We start from the raw sequence: 15,006 nt of genomic DNA, 5'->3' as shown, positions 1-15,006 counted from the left end.
TGATCATGCAGGACTTCACCGGCGTGCCGTGTGTCGTCGACCTCGCCACCATGCGTGAGGCCGTCACCACCCTCGGCGGCGACCCGAACAAGGTCAACCCGCTCTCCCCCGCCGACATGGTCATCGACCACTCGGTCATCCTCGATGTCTTCGGCCGCGCCGATGCCCTCGAGCGCAACGTCGACCTCGAATACGAGCGCAACGCCGAGCGCTACCAGTTCCTGCGCTGGGGCCAGGGCGCCTTCGACGACTTCCGCGTCGTCCCGCCGGGCATGGGCATCGTGCACCAGGTCAACATCGAGTACCTGGCCCCGACCGTCATGGTCCGCAATGGCCAGGCCTACCCCGACACCTGTGTCGGCACCGACTCGCACACCACCATGGTCAACGGCCTCGGCGTGCTGGGCTGGGGCGTCGGCGGCATCGAGGCCGAGGCCGCGATGCTCGGCCAGCCGGTGTCCATGCTGATCCCGCGCGTGGTCGGCTTCAAGCTGACCGGTGAGATCCAGCCGGGCGTGACCGCCACCGACGTCGTGCTCACCGTCACCGACATGCTGCGCAAGCACGGTGTGGTCGGCAAGTTCGTCGAGTTCTACGGCAAGGGTGTGGCCGAGGTTCCGCTGGCCAACCGCGCCACCCTCGGCAACATGAGCCCCGAGTTCGGCTCCACCGCCGCGATCTTCCCGATCGACGCCGAGACCATCAACTACCTGCGCCTGACCGGCCGCAGCGACGAGCAGCTCGCGCTCGTCGAGGCGTACGCCAAGGAGCAGGGCATGTGGCACGACCCGGACCACGAGCCCGCCTACTCCGAGTACCTGGAGCTGGACCTCAACACCGTGGTCCCCTCGATCGCCGGCCCGAAGCGCCCGCAGGACCGCATCCTGCTCAGCGAGTCGAAGATCGCCTTCCGCAAGGACATCTACAACTACACCGACGATTCCGTCGCCACCCCGCACTCCAAGCTGGACGAGGCGCTCGAGGAGTCCTTCCCCGCGTCGGATCCGGCCGAGCTGTCCTTCGCCGACGACGGCGCGATCGACGTGCGGTCGGCCGCCAACGGCGCCGAGGGCCGTCCCTCCAAGCCGGTCCGCGTGGTCTCCGAGGAGCGCGGTGAGTTCGTGCTCGACCACGGCGCGGTCGTGGTCGCGGGCATCACCTCCTGCACCAACACCTCCAACCCGTCGGTCATGATCGGTGCCGCCCTGCTGGCGCGCAACGCGGTCGAGAAGGGCCTGTCGTCCAAGCCGTGGGTCAAGACCAACATGGCGCCGGGTTCGCAGGTCGTCTCCGACTACTACGAGAAGGCCGGCCTGTGGCCCTACCTGGAGAAGCTTGGCTTCTACCTGGGTGGCTTCGGCTGCACCACCTGCATCGGCAACACCGGTCCGCTGCCGGAGGAGATCTCCAAGGCGGTCAACGACAACGACCTGTCGGTCACCGCGGTGCTCTCGGGTAACCGCAACTTCGAAGGCCGCATCTCCCCCGACGTGAAGATGAACTACCTGGCCTCGCCGCCGCTGGTCATCGCCTACGCGCTCGCGGGCACCATGGACTTCGACTTCGAGACCGATCCGCTGGGTCAGGACACCGACGGCAACGACGTGTTCCTGCGCGACATCTGGCCTTCGCCGCAGGAGATCGACGACACCATCAAGTCGGCGATCAGCCAGGACATGTTCCGCAAGTCCTACGCCGACGTCTTCAAGGGCGACGAGCGCTGGCAGAACCTGTCCACCCCGGAGGGCGACACCTTCGCGTGGGACGAGAACTCGACCTACGTCCGCAAGGCGCCGTACTTCGACGGCATGCAGCTCGAGCCCTCGCCGGTCGAGGACATCAAGGGCGCGCGTGTGCTGGCGCTGCTGGGCGATTCGGTCACCACCGACCACATCTCCCCGGCCGGTCCGATCAAGCCGGGCACCCCGGCCGCGCAGTACCTGGACGCGCACGGCGTGGAGCGCAAGGATTACAACTCCCTCGGCTCGCGTCGCGGTAACCACGAGGTGATGATCCGCGGCACCTTCGCCAACATCCGGCTGCGCAACCAGCTGCTCGACGATGTCTCCGGTGGTTACACCCGCGACTTCACCCAGGAGGGCGGCCCGCAGGCGTTCATCTACGACGCCTCGCAGAACTACCAGAAGGCCGGCATCCCGCTGGTCGTGCTCGGCGGCAAGGAATACGGTTCGGGCTCCTCGCGTGACTGGGCCGCCAAGGGCACCCGCCTGCTGGGTGTCAAGGCCGTCATCACCGAGTCCTTCGAGCGCATCCACCGCTCGAACCTGATCGGTATGGGCGTCATCCCGCTGCAGTTCCCGGCGGGCGAGTCGGCCAAGACCCTGGGCCTGACCGGCACCGAGACCTTCGACATCGAGGGCATCACCCAGCTCAACGAGGGTGTCACCCCGCGGACGCTGAAGGTCACCGCCACCAAGGAAGACGGCGAGAAGATCGTCTTCGACGCGGTGGTCCGCATCGACACCCCCGGTGAGGCGGACTACTACCGCAACGGCGGTATTCTGCAGTACGTGCTGCGCAACATGATTCGTGGCTGAGGTCGCACTCCCCGCGTACGCGGGGACGATCCGATGATCGGTGGCTGAGAACGCCACGTCCCCGCGTTCGCGGGGATGATCATCGCGACCGGTCCGGTCGTAGCGCAGAGTGAGGTCCGCGCACCGTGCCCGCGGTGCGCGGACCTTCGCGCATTCCTTCTATTCGACTTGTTCTCCTACGCACCCCGACTCCCAGGGAGTTCGCACCATGCCGAAGGTCAGTGACGATCACCTCGCTGCCCGGCGCAGCCAGATACTCGACGGTGCCCGGCGCTGCTTTGCCGAATTCGGCTACGACGGCGCCACCGTGCGCCGGCTGGAAGAGGCCATCGGGCTCTCGCGCGGCGCGATCTTCCATCACTTCCGCGACAAGGACGCGCTGTTTCTCGCGCTCGCCCAAGAAGACGCCGAGCGGATGGCCGATGTCGCGGCCAATCAGGGCATCGTGCAGGTCATGCGCGACATGCTGGCCAATCCCGCGCAGTTCAACTGGCTCGGCACCCGGCTCGAGATCGCCCGCAGGCTGCGCACCGATCCCGAATTCCGGGCCGGCTGGACACAGCGTTCGGCCGAGTTGACCGCAGCGACGCTGGCCCGGCTGGAACGCCGCAAGGCCGCGGGCGCGCTGCGCGACGATGTGCCCACCGATGTTCTGCTCGGCTATCTCGACCTGGTGCTCGACGGGCTCATCGCGCGCATAGCATCCGGGCACACCAACGAAAACCTTTCGGCGGTACTGGATCTGGTCGAGGCGTCGGTGCGCCGCAGGGAGTGACGGCCGCTCTTAGAACGTCGCGTTGAGGTAGTTCGCGGCGTGGGTCGTCCACAGCACACCGGTTCCCGGCATGTCGTGGCCGGAGTACAGAACGTGCTCGCCATCGGGCCAGGGCGTGAGGTAGCCGATCACCCCATGCACGGCTTCAGCGTATCGGGCGGCATTGGCCAGCGGATCGATCAGCAGGAAGCGCAGCAGTTCGGCGAAGATCAGCGGGGTCACGTTCCCGATCCGGGCGCCCTCGACGAACGAGAACGGCGAGATCCCGACATCGATGATGCGCAGCGGTGAATCCGCGCGCACCGAGGTGATGATGTCGCCGGGGTTGGCGTATTCGCGGACCGCGAGATCGGGCCAATCACCGCGTTGACCGTGCAAGCCGAAGGTATCGGGCGGGCACAGATCGCCCACCGACTCCCCCGCGCGGCGCAATGGATTGGCGAAGTTCACCACGAAGGCGATCTCGAGCGGGCTGCCGTCGGTGTTGGTGTAGGTTCCCGCCCGCACGCCCTCGAGGATCCGGCTCGCGCAGATCGAACCCAGCGAATAGCTCAGCAGCCCACACACATTCGGCGACTGCTGGATCGCGGCGACCCCGGCGGCGGTGCCCAGTCGCACCGAGGTGTCCAGCGAGGGGCCCCAGACATCCGGCGACGGGCCGACCGAGGCCGGCCAGTCCGGTTCGAAGCACCGGAACCGCTGCGGATCCAGCAGTTTCGTGACATCGCGCAGCATGCCCGTTGGCGCTCCGCCGGGATCGCGTGGTTCCCCGGTGCCGCGCAGCGTGATGATGTCGATCATCGCCAGTCCCTCCTCACCGGCCCGCCGTTGCTCGGCGGGGCACCCAACGGTATGGCCGGGCCACGACCGGCGCCCGAGTAGCGAACTACCCCAATTGTGCCCGCGTTCCACCTCACGGCTGGGGCGAATCGCGTTCCCATCCGGCGAGCAGGGCACGGACGATCCGGTCGAGTTCGCGGCGGTCGGCGGTGGAAAGTACCGACAGCAGCCGAGTTTCGTTCTCGATGTGCGCGGTGACCACGGTGTCGATCAGGGCGCGGCCCGCCTGGGTGAGCGCAACCCGGATGGCTCGGCGGTCGGCGGCGTCGGCACTGCGACGCACCAGACCTGCCGATTCCAGCCGGTCCAGCCGCCCGGTCATGCCGGCTCGCGAGAGCATGAGCGTGTCGGCGAGCACGGACGGATTCAGCTCGAACGGCTCACCTGCCCGGCGCAGCGCCGCGAGGACATCGAACTCACCGCGCTGCAAGCCGTGGGTGGTGAACACCGCTTCGATCTCGCGCCGTGCCACCGCCTCGAACCGGGCCAGGCGCCCGAGCACGGCCATCGCTTCCAGGTCCAGATCCGGGCGTTCACGGCGCCATTGCGCGGCGATCGCGTCCACCGCGTCCGCGTCGGGTATCGGGTCGGTCATGGACAGGATTCTATTCGCTGGGATATAGTTCGGTAGCGAATTATAAACTGGCGAACATCAGGAGCGACCATGCCGACACCGGAGCGCGCCGCCGCCATCCGTCAGCCGCACGAGACCGAGTTGCTCGGCACCGACGACACCCGGGTACGCCTGCTCATCGACTCCGACGACACCGGCGGCACGGTCAGCACCGTCGAAGTCACCCTGGCCCGAGGCGCCGACGGGGCGGCCCCGCACTTTCACACCCGCTCCGACGAACTGTTCTACGTCGCCGACGGCGAACTGCAACTGCTCGCGGGCGAGGAGATCGTCACCGTGGGCGCGGGCGGGTCGATCGTGGTCCCGCGGTATATGACGCATGCCTTCGGCGCGACGCCCGACAGCGGAGCTCGCATCCTCATCGCCTTGATGCCCGGCGTGCAACGCTTCGACTACTTCCGGCTGCTGGACCGCATCGCCACAGGCGAGGCCACCCTGGCCGACCTGGCCGCCACGCAAGACGAGTTCGACAACCATTTCGTCGACGCGCCGCACTGGTGGAACGAACGCACCGCGGGTCGCGGCTGAATCCCGCGCTGTGACACGGATATCACCGGGAACGGGAACATTCCGGCCAGCGCGCGGGTTCGCCAAGGCATGACCTTCTCCGTCCCCGTCATCGTCCGTGGATACGAGCTCGACACTCAGGGCCACCTGAACCAGGCCGTTTATCTCCAGTACGCCGAACACGCGCGGTGGGAGCTGCTGCGGGCGGCCGGGGTCGGCCAGGACAAGCTCATCGCCAGCGGTGTCGGCCCGGTGGTGCTGGAGCAGAACATCAAATACCTCCGTGAGCTGCGCGGCGGCGACGAAGTCGAGGTCACCTGCGAGTTCGACTGGCAGGAGGGCAAGATCTACGGTCTGCGCCAGCAGATCCGCAAACTCGACGGCACCGTCGCGGCGGAGTTCCACGTCATCGGCGGTCTGCTCGATCTGTCGGCCCGCAAGCTCGTCGCCGACCCCCGCGAGCGCTTCCGCGCCCTCACCGATCGCGCCGAGTTGCTCGGGCTCTGACATCACATGCGATGCCGGTCCACGGCGCAGGCAGCGCCGAGCGCGGACCGGCATCGGCGCCTTTGTGAAATTCATCCGGGTCGGACTGCGCTCGGAGAGCGGACGCACGCCACTTTCGGGCAATACCCGCAGGCGGGTGTGCCGCGCGCACGATAGCCATGTGATTGCGCGCCCTCCCGCGGCACCGCACCGAAAATCTTTCGGCGCTAGCGGTTCCCGCGCGCAATTCCGGTGTGCCGGAGCCGCGGTAAATCTCGCGATCCGGGCCGTGGACAACCCCGCACGCGATATGATCCAGAGCACGCTCGGGGGTCCTGGCAAATCGTGAGCAGATCGGAGTTTCCACCATGACCGATGCCATCCACTTCCCCGGCGCCGCGGCGACCGGTGATCGGGTTCCCGCACTGCAGGGCATGCTCGTGGCCCAGTCGGAACGCGATATCACCGTCCGGGTGGCCGAGGGAACGTGGACCTTCCGGCGCGCCGATGTGCTGCGGGTACTGGAATCCGACGCAACCGCTGCCGCGCCGGGGCGTCCGGTGCTGGTCGACATCCGCCCGGGCGCCACCGCCGACTTCACCCGCAGGCTGCGCATCGACGTCGTCGACCGGCCCATGACGCTGGCCGCGCCACCGTCACCGGCCTTCGGCGACGACCTACTACGTGAGCTCACCGAGTCCTGGGCCGATGAACTCCAACTGCTCGACGCACCGGGCACCGGCGCGACATTCACCTATTGCCAGACGAAATCGCACGCGGGCAGCGACGACGGCATCAACTGCGACAGCCTCGACTGAGCGGCGGGCAGGTGGCCGCTCCCCGGACGGGTTCGGTATTGATCGTCTCCGAATCCGACGACCTGCACGCGACCGCCATGGCGGTGACGCTGCGAGAACAGCACGGCGTCAACCCGATTCAGTTGGACCTGCGTGATTTCCCGCGCGAGTCCGGAAGTTTCCGGCTCGACCGGCTCGGCACCTCACGGTCGATGTCGCACCTCATCGGCCTCGACGAGGTGCGCTCGGTGTGGTGGCGGCGCCCGCATCCGAGCCAGGTGCCCGCAGGCGTGCGCGCCACCGACGACGCCTTCCGGCAGGCCGAATGCGATGGCTTCATCCAGGGCCTGCTGTGGTCGATCCCCGCACTGTGGGTCAACGACCCGGGCAACGATCGCACCGCCAACCGCAAGATCGTCCAGCTCGAGACCGCCCACCGGGCCGGGTTCGCGATCCCGGAGACACTGATCACCAACGATCCGGACGAAGCCCGCAGTTTCATCGAATCACGTCCCGGCGCAGTGGTTTACAAACGCACCGGCACCAGCAGGGCCGAATTCGCCGAGACCAGGATCGTCGGCGAATCCGATCTGGCCAGGCTCGCCGGCATCCGCAGCGCGCCGACCATCTTCCAGGACTACATCGTCGCCCGGTGCGATCTACGGGTGGTGTGGGTCGACGGGGTGGCCTGGACGGTGCGCATCGATTCCCAGGCCGGTGCCGGCCACGTCGATTCGCGGCTGGACACCTCGGTCGAGTTCGCCCCGGATCAGCTGCCCGCCTCGGTGAGCAAATCGCTGGCGATCCTCATGGGTGCGCTCGGCCTGAGCTTCGGCGTACTGGACCTGCGTCTCGGCGTGGACGGCGAGTACTACTTCCTCGAGGTCAACCCGCAGGGCCAGTTCGCCTACCTGGAGATCAAAACCGGGCTGCCCATCTTCACCAGCCTGGCCAACCTGCTGGTCCTCGGCGATGGTGCGGTCGCCGAACGCTGAGGTGCGCGCACCGGTAGACGCCGCGGCACCGCGGGTGCGCGGCAGCGTCTCGGTGTGGTTACTGGGCTTTGCGCCGATTGGCCCCACCACGGCTGCGGAGCTGCACATGCGACTCCACGAGCACGTTGTGAATGAAGCCGTAGGAGCGGCCGGTCGCGCGCGCCAAGGAGCGAATGCTCGCGCCCGCCTCGTATTGCTTCTTCAACTGCGATTGCAGGCGGTCGCGCGACTTTCCTGTGACGCGTGTGCCCTTACCCAGGGTGGTCTTTCCCGATGTGGCTCTGTGTGCCGGCCTGTCGCTCATGGCTTCCTCCGAGTCGCCGAGCAGCGTCATTCCAGGCTAAGCACTCCGGAGGCCGTGATCAACGGAAACCGGTGATGAAAATCACGCGAGCTGAATCAGTTCCAGATATTCGGCCGACCAGTGGTCCTCGGTGCCGTCCGGCAGCAGGATCACCCGCTCGGGCGCCAGCGCTTCGGCCGCGCCCGGGTCGTGGGTGACCAGCACGACGGCCCCCGCGTAGGTGCGCAGCGCGTCGAGCACCTGCTCGCGCGAGATCGGGTCGAGGTTGTTGGTCGGCTCGTCGAGCAACAGCACATTCGCCGCCGACGACACCAGACCGGCCAGCGCCAGCCTGGTCTTCTCACCGCCGGACAGGGTGCCGGCGGGCTGTTCGAGCTGTGGGCCGGTGAACATGAACGCGCCGAGTAGGCCGCGCAGATCCTGTTCGCCGGCGTCGGGGGCCGCGTGCCGGATGTTCTCCCATACCGTCGCGTTGTCGTCGAGGGTGTCGTGTTCCTGGGCGAAGTAGCCGACCTTCAGCCCGTGCCCGGCGACCAGCCCGCCCGCGGTGGGCTTCTCCACCCCGGCGAGCAACCGCAGCAGCGTGGTCTTGCCCGCACCGTTGAGGCCGAGCACGACGACCCGGCTGCCGCGGTCGATGGCCAGGTCGACGCCGGTGAAGATCTCCAGCGAGCCGTAGACCTTGGTCAGGTTCTCCGCCATCAGCGGGGTCTTGCCGCAGGCCGCCGGCTCGGGGAACTTGATCCGCGCGACCTTGTCGGCCACGCGCACCTCGTCGAGTTCCGACATCAGCCGTTCGGCGCGTTTGACCATGTTCTGCGCGGCAACGGCTTTGGTGGCCTTGGCGCCGAGTTTGGCTGCCTGGGCGCGCAACGCCGAGGCCTTCTTCTCGGCGTTGGCGCGCTCGCGACGACGACGTTGTTCGTCGGTGGCCCGAGCGTCGAGGTATTTGTGCCAGCCCATGTTGTAGACATCGGCCTCACCGCGCACCGCGTCCAGGAACCAGACCTTGTTCACGACGTCGGCGAGCAGTTCGACATCGTGGCTGATCACGATCAGCCCGCCCTCGTGGTTCTGCAGGAACCCACGCAGCCAGGTGATGGAGTCGGCGTCGAGGTGGTTGGTCGGCTCGTCGAGCAGCAGGATGGTGTCGGAGCGGCCGCCGCTGCCGTCGGAGGCGGCGAACAGGATGCGCGCCAGCTCGATGCGGCGCCGCTGGCCACCCGACAGCGTGCGCAGCGCCTGGCCGAGCACCCGATCCGGCAGTCCGAGGCTGTTGCAGATACGCGCGGCCTCGCTCTCGGCGACGTAACCGCCCAGCGCCGAGAACCGCTCCTCGAGCCGGCCGTACTTGCGCACCGCGCGATCGCGCTCGGCCTCGTCGGCCACCTCGGCCATCAGCGCCTGCTGCTTTTCCATATCGCGGATCAGCGTGTCCAGGCCGCGCGCCGACAGCACCCGGTCGCGGGCGAGCACATCGAGATTGCCTTCGCGCGGGTCCTGCGGCAGATAGCCGATATCGCTCGAGCGCAGGATCTTGCCCGCGTAGGGTTCCCCCTCACCCGCCAGGATGCGCAGCGTGGTGGTCTTGCCCGCGCCGTTGCGCCCGACCAGCCCGATCCGGTCGCCCGCCTGCACGCGCAGGGCCGGCCCTGGGGCCGACAGCAGTGTGCGGACTCCGGCCCGGACCTCCAGGTCGGTCGCGGTGATCACAGATGTCTCCTAGGCGCGTGGTGGGGATGCTGCTCGATTGTGCGATGTGATGCGCACAAGAACCACCGATTTTACCTGCCGCGCGGCCCACTCCGGACACCCGGCGGACGTGAGAGGCGTTACCCTCCCCCGCGCATGGTCATGGCGATCTGCTCTTACCCGGACCGCCTGGACCGTCGCCTGCACCCGGCTCGACGGTCGCGACGGAGGCGGCCACCGGTCGGACGCCGCACGGCCAGCGACTGAAGTAACGTGACATCACATGACTACGGATCTGTTGGGCAAGAGCGCGCTGGTCACCGGAGCCAGCCGTGGAATCGGGCACGCGGTGGCCGCCGAGCTGCTGCGCCGGGGTGCGAACGTGCTGATCACCGCGCGCAAGGCGGAACCGCTGGAGCAGGCGGCCGCGCAGCTGCGTGAACTCGGCCATCAGGGTGAGGTAGTGGCGCTGGCGGGCAACTCCGGCGACGCCGACGCACGCGCTGCCGCGGTGGAACGCGCGGTGACCGAATTCGGTTCGCTCGACATCCTGATCAACAACACCGGCATCAACCCGGTCTACGGCTCCCTGATGGACGCCGATCTGGACGCCGTCCGCAAGATCTTCGACGTCAACGTGGTCGCCGCCCTCGGCTACATCCAGCAGGCCTACCGGGCCTGGATGGGTGAGCACGGCGGTGCGGTGGTGAATGTGGCCAGCGTGGCCGGTATCCGCTCGACCGGTGTGATCGCCGCCTACGGCGCGTCCAAGGCCGCGCTCATCCGGCTCACCGAGGAACTGGCCTGGCAGCTGGGCCCGAAGATCCGGGTGAACGCGGTCGCGCCCGGCGTGGTCAAGACCTCCTTCGCCGATGCGCTCTACTCGGCCGATGAAGAGGCCGCCGCGAAGGTGTATCCGTTGAAGCGACTGGGTGCGCCCGAGGATGTAGCGCGGCTGATCGGGTTCCTGGTGTCGGAGGAATCCGGTTGGATCACCGGCGAAACCGTGCGCGTCGACGGCGGTCTGCTCTCGACCGGCGGCATCTGACAGGTCCGGAAAAGCTCGGTGGTGTCCGCGGGTTCGCGGACACCACCGTCATGTTCAGACCCCGACGGGCTGGCGCCAGTCGTCCTTGTCCACCGGCGTCGCCGGCAGCGACGGGCCCTCGTCCAGGCCGTACCGCTCGTGCAGGCGGCGCAGCGGTCCCGGGGCCCACCAGTTCCAGTCGCCGAGCACCTTCATCGCCGCCGGCAGCAGGAATCCGCGCACGAGTGTCGCGTCCACCAGCACCGCCAGCGGCAGCCCGATGCCGAATGCTTTCATGAAGGTGATGTCGGAGGCGAGGAAGCCGAGGAACACCAGCGAGATCAGTACCGCGGCCGCGGTGACGATCCGGCCGATGCGTTCCAGGCCCACCGCGATGGCGACCTCGTTCTTGCCGGTCTGGTCGTATTCCTCGCGAATTCGGGCCAGCAGGAAGACCTGGTAGTCCATGGCCAGGCCGAAGGCGACACCGAACAGCATGACCGGCACGGTGGCGGGCAGATCGCCGGTGACGGTGAAGTCGAGCAGGCCGGACAGGTGCCCATCCTGGAAGATCCAGACCAGCGCGCCGAAGGTCGCGGTGAGGCTGAGGAAGCTGAGCACGACCGCCAGTAGCGGCAGCACCACGCTGCCGGTGAGCAGGAACAGCACCACCAGCATCACCAGGATGACGAAGCCGAGTGCGATCGGCAGGGTCGAGATCACTTCGTCGATGGCGTCGGCATTGGCGGCCGCGACACCGCCGACCAGGACCGCCGAGGGCGCCTCGACCGCGCGCACGTCGTCGACGATCCGATCCAGCACATCCGGGTCGGTCGTGTCGGGCACCACCGACAGGTAGGCGGCGGAGTCGGTGGCGAACTGTTCGTGCACCTCCGACGCCGGGGCCAGCAGGCCGCCGTGGGCGTAGCTGCCGGTCGCGGTGTCCACCCGCTGGACGTAGTCGATATCGGAGATCCGGCGGGCGTAGGGGTCGAGGCCGGACTTGTCCTCGGGCAGCACGATGAACAGCCCGCTCTGCTCGGTGACGGTGAAATCGCGCTGGATCGCCTCGGTCACCTGACGGTTGTTCATCGACTCCGGCAGGGAACGTTCGTCGGGGAAGCCGAGTTTGATACCGAGGAACGGCGCTCCGAGCACGAGCAGCAGCGCCGCGACGGCCAGTCCGATCGGCACGGGCCTGCGCATGACCGCGGTGGCCAGGCGATGCCAGAAACCTTCGCCGGGCGCGGGCCGCGGCGCCCGGAAGAACCAGCCGAGCTGGCCCTTGTCGATGCGGGTGCCGACCAGATACAGAATCGCGGGCAGCACCGTCAGCGAGACGGTCGCGGCGATCAGCGCCACGGCCAGCCCGGCATAACCCATCGATCGCACCGCGAGCAGCGGGAAGAACAGCAGCCCCGACAGCGCGACAGCGACGGTAGCGGCGGAGAAGGCCACGGTGCGACCGGCCGAGCGCATGGTGGCCGCGACCGCGGGACCCGGATCGGTGCCGGCGACCAGTTCGTCACGGAACCGGTTGATCATCAGCAGGCTGTAGTCGATGGCGAGACCGAGCCCGAGCAGGGTGGCGACGTTGGTCGCGGTGGCGGCCAGATCGGTGACCAGCGCGATCAGCCACAGGGTGCCCATGGTGATCATCACCGTGACCATGGCGACCACCAGCGGCAGACTGGCCGCGACGAGGCCGCCGAAGACGAACAGCAGCGCGATGAGCGTGATCGGGAAGGCGATGGATTCGCCCATCACCACGTCTTTTTCGCTTTGCTGCACGGTTTCGCGCAACAGCATGGCGTAGCCGCCGATGCGGACCTCGACCGGGCCGTGGCTGCCCTCGAAGCGTTCGGCGATATCGCCGACCCGGCGGTCGACCTCGGCTTCGTCGCCGAGGATGCTGGCCACGATCAGGCCCTTGCGTCCGTCGGCGCTGCGCAAGGCGGGCGTCTTGTCGGTCCAGTAGGAAGCGACGCCGGTGACTCCGGTTTCACCCTTCAGCTGGTCGACGAGCTCGGTCGCGGCGGTGGCGACCTCGTCGTCGTCGATGGGCCGGTCGGCCTGCACCAGCAGAACCAGGTTGGGCGGGGCCTGCCCGAATTCGTCGGCCAGCGCCTCGGTGGCTTTGCTGGATTCGCTGTCGGGGGCGATATATCCGCCGCCCTGCACCTTGTCGAACAGGGTCGAGCTCAGCATTCCCATGGCCAGTGCGAGCACCGCGAACACGGCCAGAATCTGCCGGCTGCGCCGCCTGGTCAGTCCGAACACAGCGTTTTCCCTCACTCCCGCGCGGCCGCGCCCGGTCGGGCGCTACCGATTTCACGTCGACGTCGGGTGACAACGGCCACCGGGCGTCGCGGCCGACGCCCGCGCGATCGTAACAACTCGCGCGGTAAAGCCGCTGAGCGAGAAGAGCTTCCACGCGCGCGTCAGCGCCGCACCGCGATCGCTGGACGTTAGCCGGACCGACAAGTCCCGGTGGGCGGCCCGACGCAGGCGCTTGCTCGCACGGAAGGCGCGGCGTGGATCAGGACTGATGGGGCAGGTTCTGCAACCGCACCTGACCGCGCGCGACCAGCCGTCCGGTCTCGTCGGTGACCACGACCTGCCACAGTTGCTGGAGCCTGCCCTGATGCAGCGGGGTGGCCTCGCCGGTGAGGGTGCCTTCGCGGACCGCGCGCAGGAAGTCGGTGCTGTTGTTCACGCCGACCACATTGCCGCGCTCGCCGTACCAGACGCCGCCGCCGACGCTGGCCAGCGATTCGATGACGGTGCACAGCACGCCGCCGTTCTGGATACCCGCGGGCTGGTGCAGCTTGGGGGTGACCTCCCATTCGCCGCGCACCAGATCCGGGCCGACGGCGGTGTAGCGCAGGCCGATCAGGTCGGTGAAGGTGCCTTCGCTGTATTTCGTCATCAGCTCGGGGGTGATATCGGCCAGCGAGGCGGGCGGCTGGGTCTGCTGTTGGGTCATGGATCCACCTTTACACCACTGTTCGCGGCGGTTCGTGGCACATCCCCTTCCGCGGGCGGAAACAGAGCGACGGGCTCCACCGGGGTGGAGCCCGTCGCGGCAATGGATCGGGGGTCACCGCAGCCCTCGGGACGCTCGCTCGATCCGTACGCCGGATCCGAGTATAGGTCAGGCTTACCTAACTGAGCAACCCGTTGCCGGTCGGCCGGAGCAGCCGGGCCTGCACGGCCAGATACAGCAGGGCGGCATCGGCCGGTACCGCCAGCGTGATGCCGGTGAGCTTCTCCACCCGCTTGAGCCGGTGCAGGACCGTATTGCGGTGCAGGTGCCGGCGCTGCCCGACCGCTGCGGTCGATCCCGCGAGTTCGAACCAGGCCGACAGGGTGCGTACGAGATCGTCGGCGTCGTCGGGCCGGAGTCCGTCGAACGCGGTCAACGTGTCGGAGAGGACATCGGTGGCGAGTTCGGGGTGGGCGGCGATCAGGGCGCGCGCCGGTGAGGATGCGTACCGGTGGACGCCGGCATCGTCCGGGCCCAGGCAGCGAAACGCCAGCCGAGCCTGCTCGAGTGCGGCGGGCGCGGCGGCGAGATCGTCGAACGGCTTGCTGGCCCCCGCCCGGGATCGCATCCGGCGCACGGCGTCGTCGAGGACCTCGGGAGTCCGCGCGGCGACCAGCGTCACCCGGTCGTCGGCCAGCACGGTCCGCACGGTCGTCACGCCGGGCACCTGGAGGCGAACCTCGCCGACCAGGATGACGAACGCGCCACGGACGGGCAGACCCATCCGTTCGCACAGCCGCGCGCGGCGGGTGGCCGGAAGTCCTGGATCGAGCAGCGCGCGCAACAGCCGTGGCATGGGTCGCTCGTCCTCGGCGGCCACGAGGTGCCGATAGGCGTCGGCGGCGGCGACCGAGTACTCGTCAACGGTCGCCCATACGACCGTGGACAGCCGCGACAACGCGGGGCCGTCGGCCTGGCCGGCCCGTTCGGCGATGATCTCCCAGAACGCCAATCCGGCGAGACGGTAGGCGTGCAACAGGCTGTCCAGCGAGACCCCGCGTTCGGCCTTGAGCCGGCCGGTGCGGCGCGCGGGTTCGAGGGAATACGGCACACCGGCGATGGCGTCGAGCATGGACGCGATATTGCCGGTCACGACCGCCGTGAGTTCGTCGTGATCCAACGCGGCGGCGCCGTAGTCCTGCTCGTCGGATTCGATTCTGGCGGTGACCCTTTCGGACACCGCGGCCAAGTCCGCCCGCAGGCCCGCCAGCAGCGGAGCAGGCCCGGCGGACACGTCCCAGCTCACCAGGGTGAGTCTAATTCCCGTTGTGCGGGCGCACACCGGGAATGCCCGAAGCAGGGGCCTGCGCCCGTGGCCACCGGCGGTGGGCAGCGGTGACACTGG

At 68.3% G+C, this 15,006-nt stretch carries 14 protein-coding genes; 7 read left to right on the top strand and 7 right to left on the bottom strand.

The features are described 5' to 3' along the window. Positions 1-2,558 (top strand): aconitate hydratase AcnA (acnA, locus tag RJ05_RS11205; protein ID WP_036536562.1); only part of this gene is annotated, 2,558 nt, incomplete at its 5' end. 208 nt (positions 2,559-2,766) lie between these two features. Then, positions 2,767-3,333 (top strand): TetR/AcrR family transcriptional regulator, encoded by a 567-nt coding sequence (locus tag RJ05_RS11200; protein ID WP_036536549.1) that lies wholly within the window; start codon positions 2,767-2,769, stop codon positions 3,331-3,333. A 9-nt stretch (positions 3,334-3,342) separates the two neighbouring features. Here the strand turns inward: RJ05_RS11200 and RJ05_RS11195 are convergent, their stop codons facing one another. Both RJ05_RS11195 and RJ05_RS11190 read right to left on the bottom strand, forming a co-directional pair. Then, positions 3,343-4,134 carry a hypothetical protein gene (locus RJ05_RS11195; RefSeq protein ID WP_036536547.1) on the bottom strand — a complete coding sequence of 264 codons (792 nt, stop codon included), beginning with the start codon at positions 4,132-4,134 and terminating at the stop codon, positions 3,343-3,345. Between the two features lie 112 nt (positions 4,135-4,246). Continuing rightward, on the bottom strand, positions 4,247-4,768 hold the full coding sequence (locus RJ05_RS11190) for a MarR family winged helix-turn-helix transcriptional regulator (protein WP_036536545.1): 522 nt from the start codon (positions 4,766-4,768) through the stop codon (positions 4,247-4,249). Between the two features lie 69 nt (positions 4,769-4,837). On the opposite strand from RJ05_RS11190, the gene RJ05_RS11185 reads away from it, so the two are divergent. The 4 genes from RJ05_RS11185 to RJ05_RS11170 all read left to right on the top strand — a co-directional run bounded on the left by RJ05_RS11185 (position 4,838) and on the right by RJ05_RS11170 (position 7,592). Beyond that, entirely contained in the window at positions 4,838-5,335 is a 498-nt protein-coding gene (locus RJ05_RS11185) for a cupin domain-containing protein (protein ID WP_036536543.1), read from the top strand. Between the two features lie 69 nt (positions 5,336-5,404). After that, positions 5,405-5,821: an acyl-CoA thioesterase gene (locus tag RJ05_RS11180; protein ID WP_036536539.1), complete on the top strand. Its 417-nt coding sequence runs from the start codon at positions 5,405-5,407 to the stop codon at positions 5,819-5,821. A 347-nt stretch (positions 5,822-6,168) separates the two neighbouring features. Further along, on the top strand, positions 6,169-6,618 hold the full coding sequence (locus RJ05_RS11175; RefSeq protein ID WP_036536538.1) for a hypothetical protein: 450 nt from the start codon (positions 6,169-6,171) through the stop codon (positions 6,616-6,618). A gap of 11 nt (positions 6,619-6,629) precedes the next feature. Continuing rightward, on the top strand, positions 6,630-7,592 hold the full coding sequence (locus RJ05_RS11170) for an MvdC/MvdD family ATP grasp protein (RefSeq protein ID WP_232052078.1): 963 nt from the start codon (positions 6,630-6,632) through the stop codon (positions 7,590-7,592). A gap of 58 nt (positions 7,593-7,650) precedes the next feature. On the opposite strand, the gene RJ05_RS11165 is transcribed toward RJ05_RS11170, so the two are convergent. Both RJ05_RS11165 and RJ05_RS11160 read right to left on the bottom strand, forming a co-directional pair. Then, entirely contained in the window at positions 7,651-7,896 is a 246-nt protein-coding gene (locus RJ05_RS11165) for a helix-turn-helix domain-containing protein (protein ID WP_048834140.1), read from the bottom strand. 81 nt (positions 7,897-7,977) lie between these two features. Then, on the bottom strand, positions 7,978-9,609 hold the full coding sequence (locus tag RJ05_RS11160; protein ID WP_036536535.1) for an ABC-F family ATP-binding cassette domain-containing protein: 1,632 nt from the start codon (positions 9,607-9,609) through the stop codon (positions 7,978-7,980). Between the two features lie 262 nt (positions 9,610-9,871). Between RJ05_RS11160 and RJ05_RS11155 the strand changes: the two genes are divergently transcribed. Further along, positions 9,872-10,636, top strand: coding sequence for an SDR family oxidoreductase (locus RJ05_RS11155; protein ID WP_036536532.1), 765 nt, complete (start codon positions 9,872-9,874; stop codon positions 10,634-10,636). 54 nt (positions 10,637-10,690) lie between these two features. Here the strand turns inward: RJ05_RS11155 and RJ05_RS11150 are convergent, their stop codons facing one another. The 3 genes from RJ05_RS11150 to RJ05_RS11140 all read right to left on the bottom strand — a co-directional run bounded on the left by RJ05_RS11150 (position 10,691) and on the right by RJ05_RS11140 (position 14,907). Then, on the bottom strand, positions 10,691-12,895 hold the full coding sequence (locus RJ05_RS11150) for an MMPL family transporter (RefSeq protein WP_051016430.1): 2,205 nt from the start codon (positions 12,893-12,895) through the stop codon (positions 10,691-10,693). Between the two features lie 259 nt (positions 12,896-13,154). Further along, positions 13,155-13,544, bottom strand: coding sequence for a PaaI family thioesterase (locus RJ05_RS11145; protein WP_085996200.1), 390 nt, complete (start codon positions 13,542-13,544; stop codon positions 13,155-13,157). A 235-nt stretch (positions 13,545-13,779) separates the two neighbouring features. Then, a complete protein-coding gene (locus RJ05_RS11140; RefSeq protein WP_036536528.1) occupies positions 13,780-14,907 on the bottom strand; it encodes a PucR family transcriptional regulator in 1,128 nt (375 codons plus the stop codon). Between the last annotated feature and the right edge of the window lie 99 nt (positions 14,908-15,006).

This window comes from Nocardia cyriacigeorgica NBRC 100375 (assembly GCF_000308555.1).
Lineage (GTDB): Bacteria > Actinomycetota > Actinomycetes > Mycobacteriales > Mycobacteriaceae > Nocardia > Nocardia cyriacigeorgica.
This window is presented reverse-complemented; position numbering and strand designations above follow the sequence as displayed.

Excerpts from the sequence above, each read along its gene's own strand:
- RJ05_RS11200 (WP_036536549.1), top strand. The coding sequence starts at position 2,767 with ATGCCGAAGGTCAGTGACGATCACCTCGCTGCCCGGCGCAGCCAGATA.
- RJ05_RS11195 (WP_036536547.1), bottom strand. The coding sequence starts at position 4,134 with ATGATCGACATCATCACGCTGCGCGGCACCGGGGAACCACGCGATCCC.
- RJ05_RS11190 (WP_036536545.1), bottom strand. The coding sequence starts at position 4,768 with ATGACCGACCCGATACCCGACGCGGACGCGGTGGACGCGATCGCCGCG.
- RJ05_RS11185 (WP_036536543.1), top strand. The coding sequence starts at position 4,838 with ATGCCGACACCGGAGCGCGCCGCCGCCATCCGTCAGCCGCACGAGACC.
- RJ05_RS11180 (WP_036536539.1), top strand. The coding sequence starts at position 5,405 with ATGACCTTCTCCGTCCCCGTCATCGTCCGTGGATACGAGCTCGACACT.
- RJ05_RS11175 (WP_036536538.1), top strand. The coding sequence starts at position 6,169 with ATGACCGATGCCATCCACTTCCCCGGCGCCGCGGCGACCGGTGATCGG.
- RJ05_RS11165 (WP_048834140.1), bottom strand. The coding sequence starts at position 7,896 with ATGAGCGACAGGCCGGCACACAGAGCCACATCGGGAAAGACCACCCTG.
- RJ05_RS11155 (WP_036536532.1), top strand. The coding sequence starts at position 9,872 with ATGACTACGGATCTGTTGGGCAAGAGCGCGCTGGTCACCGGAGCCAGC.
- RJ05_RS11145 (WP_085996200.1), bottom strand. The coding sequence starts at position 13,544 with ATGACGAAATACAGCGAAGGCACCTTCACCGACCTGATCGGCCTGCGC.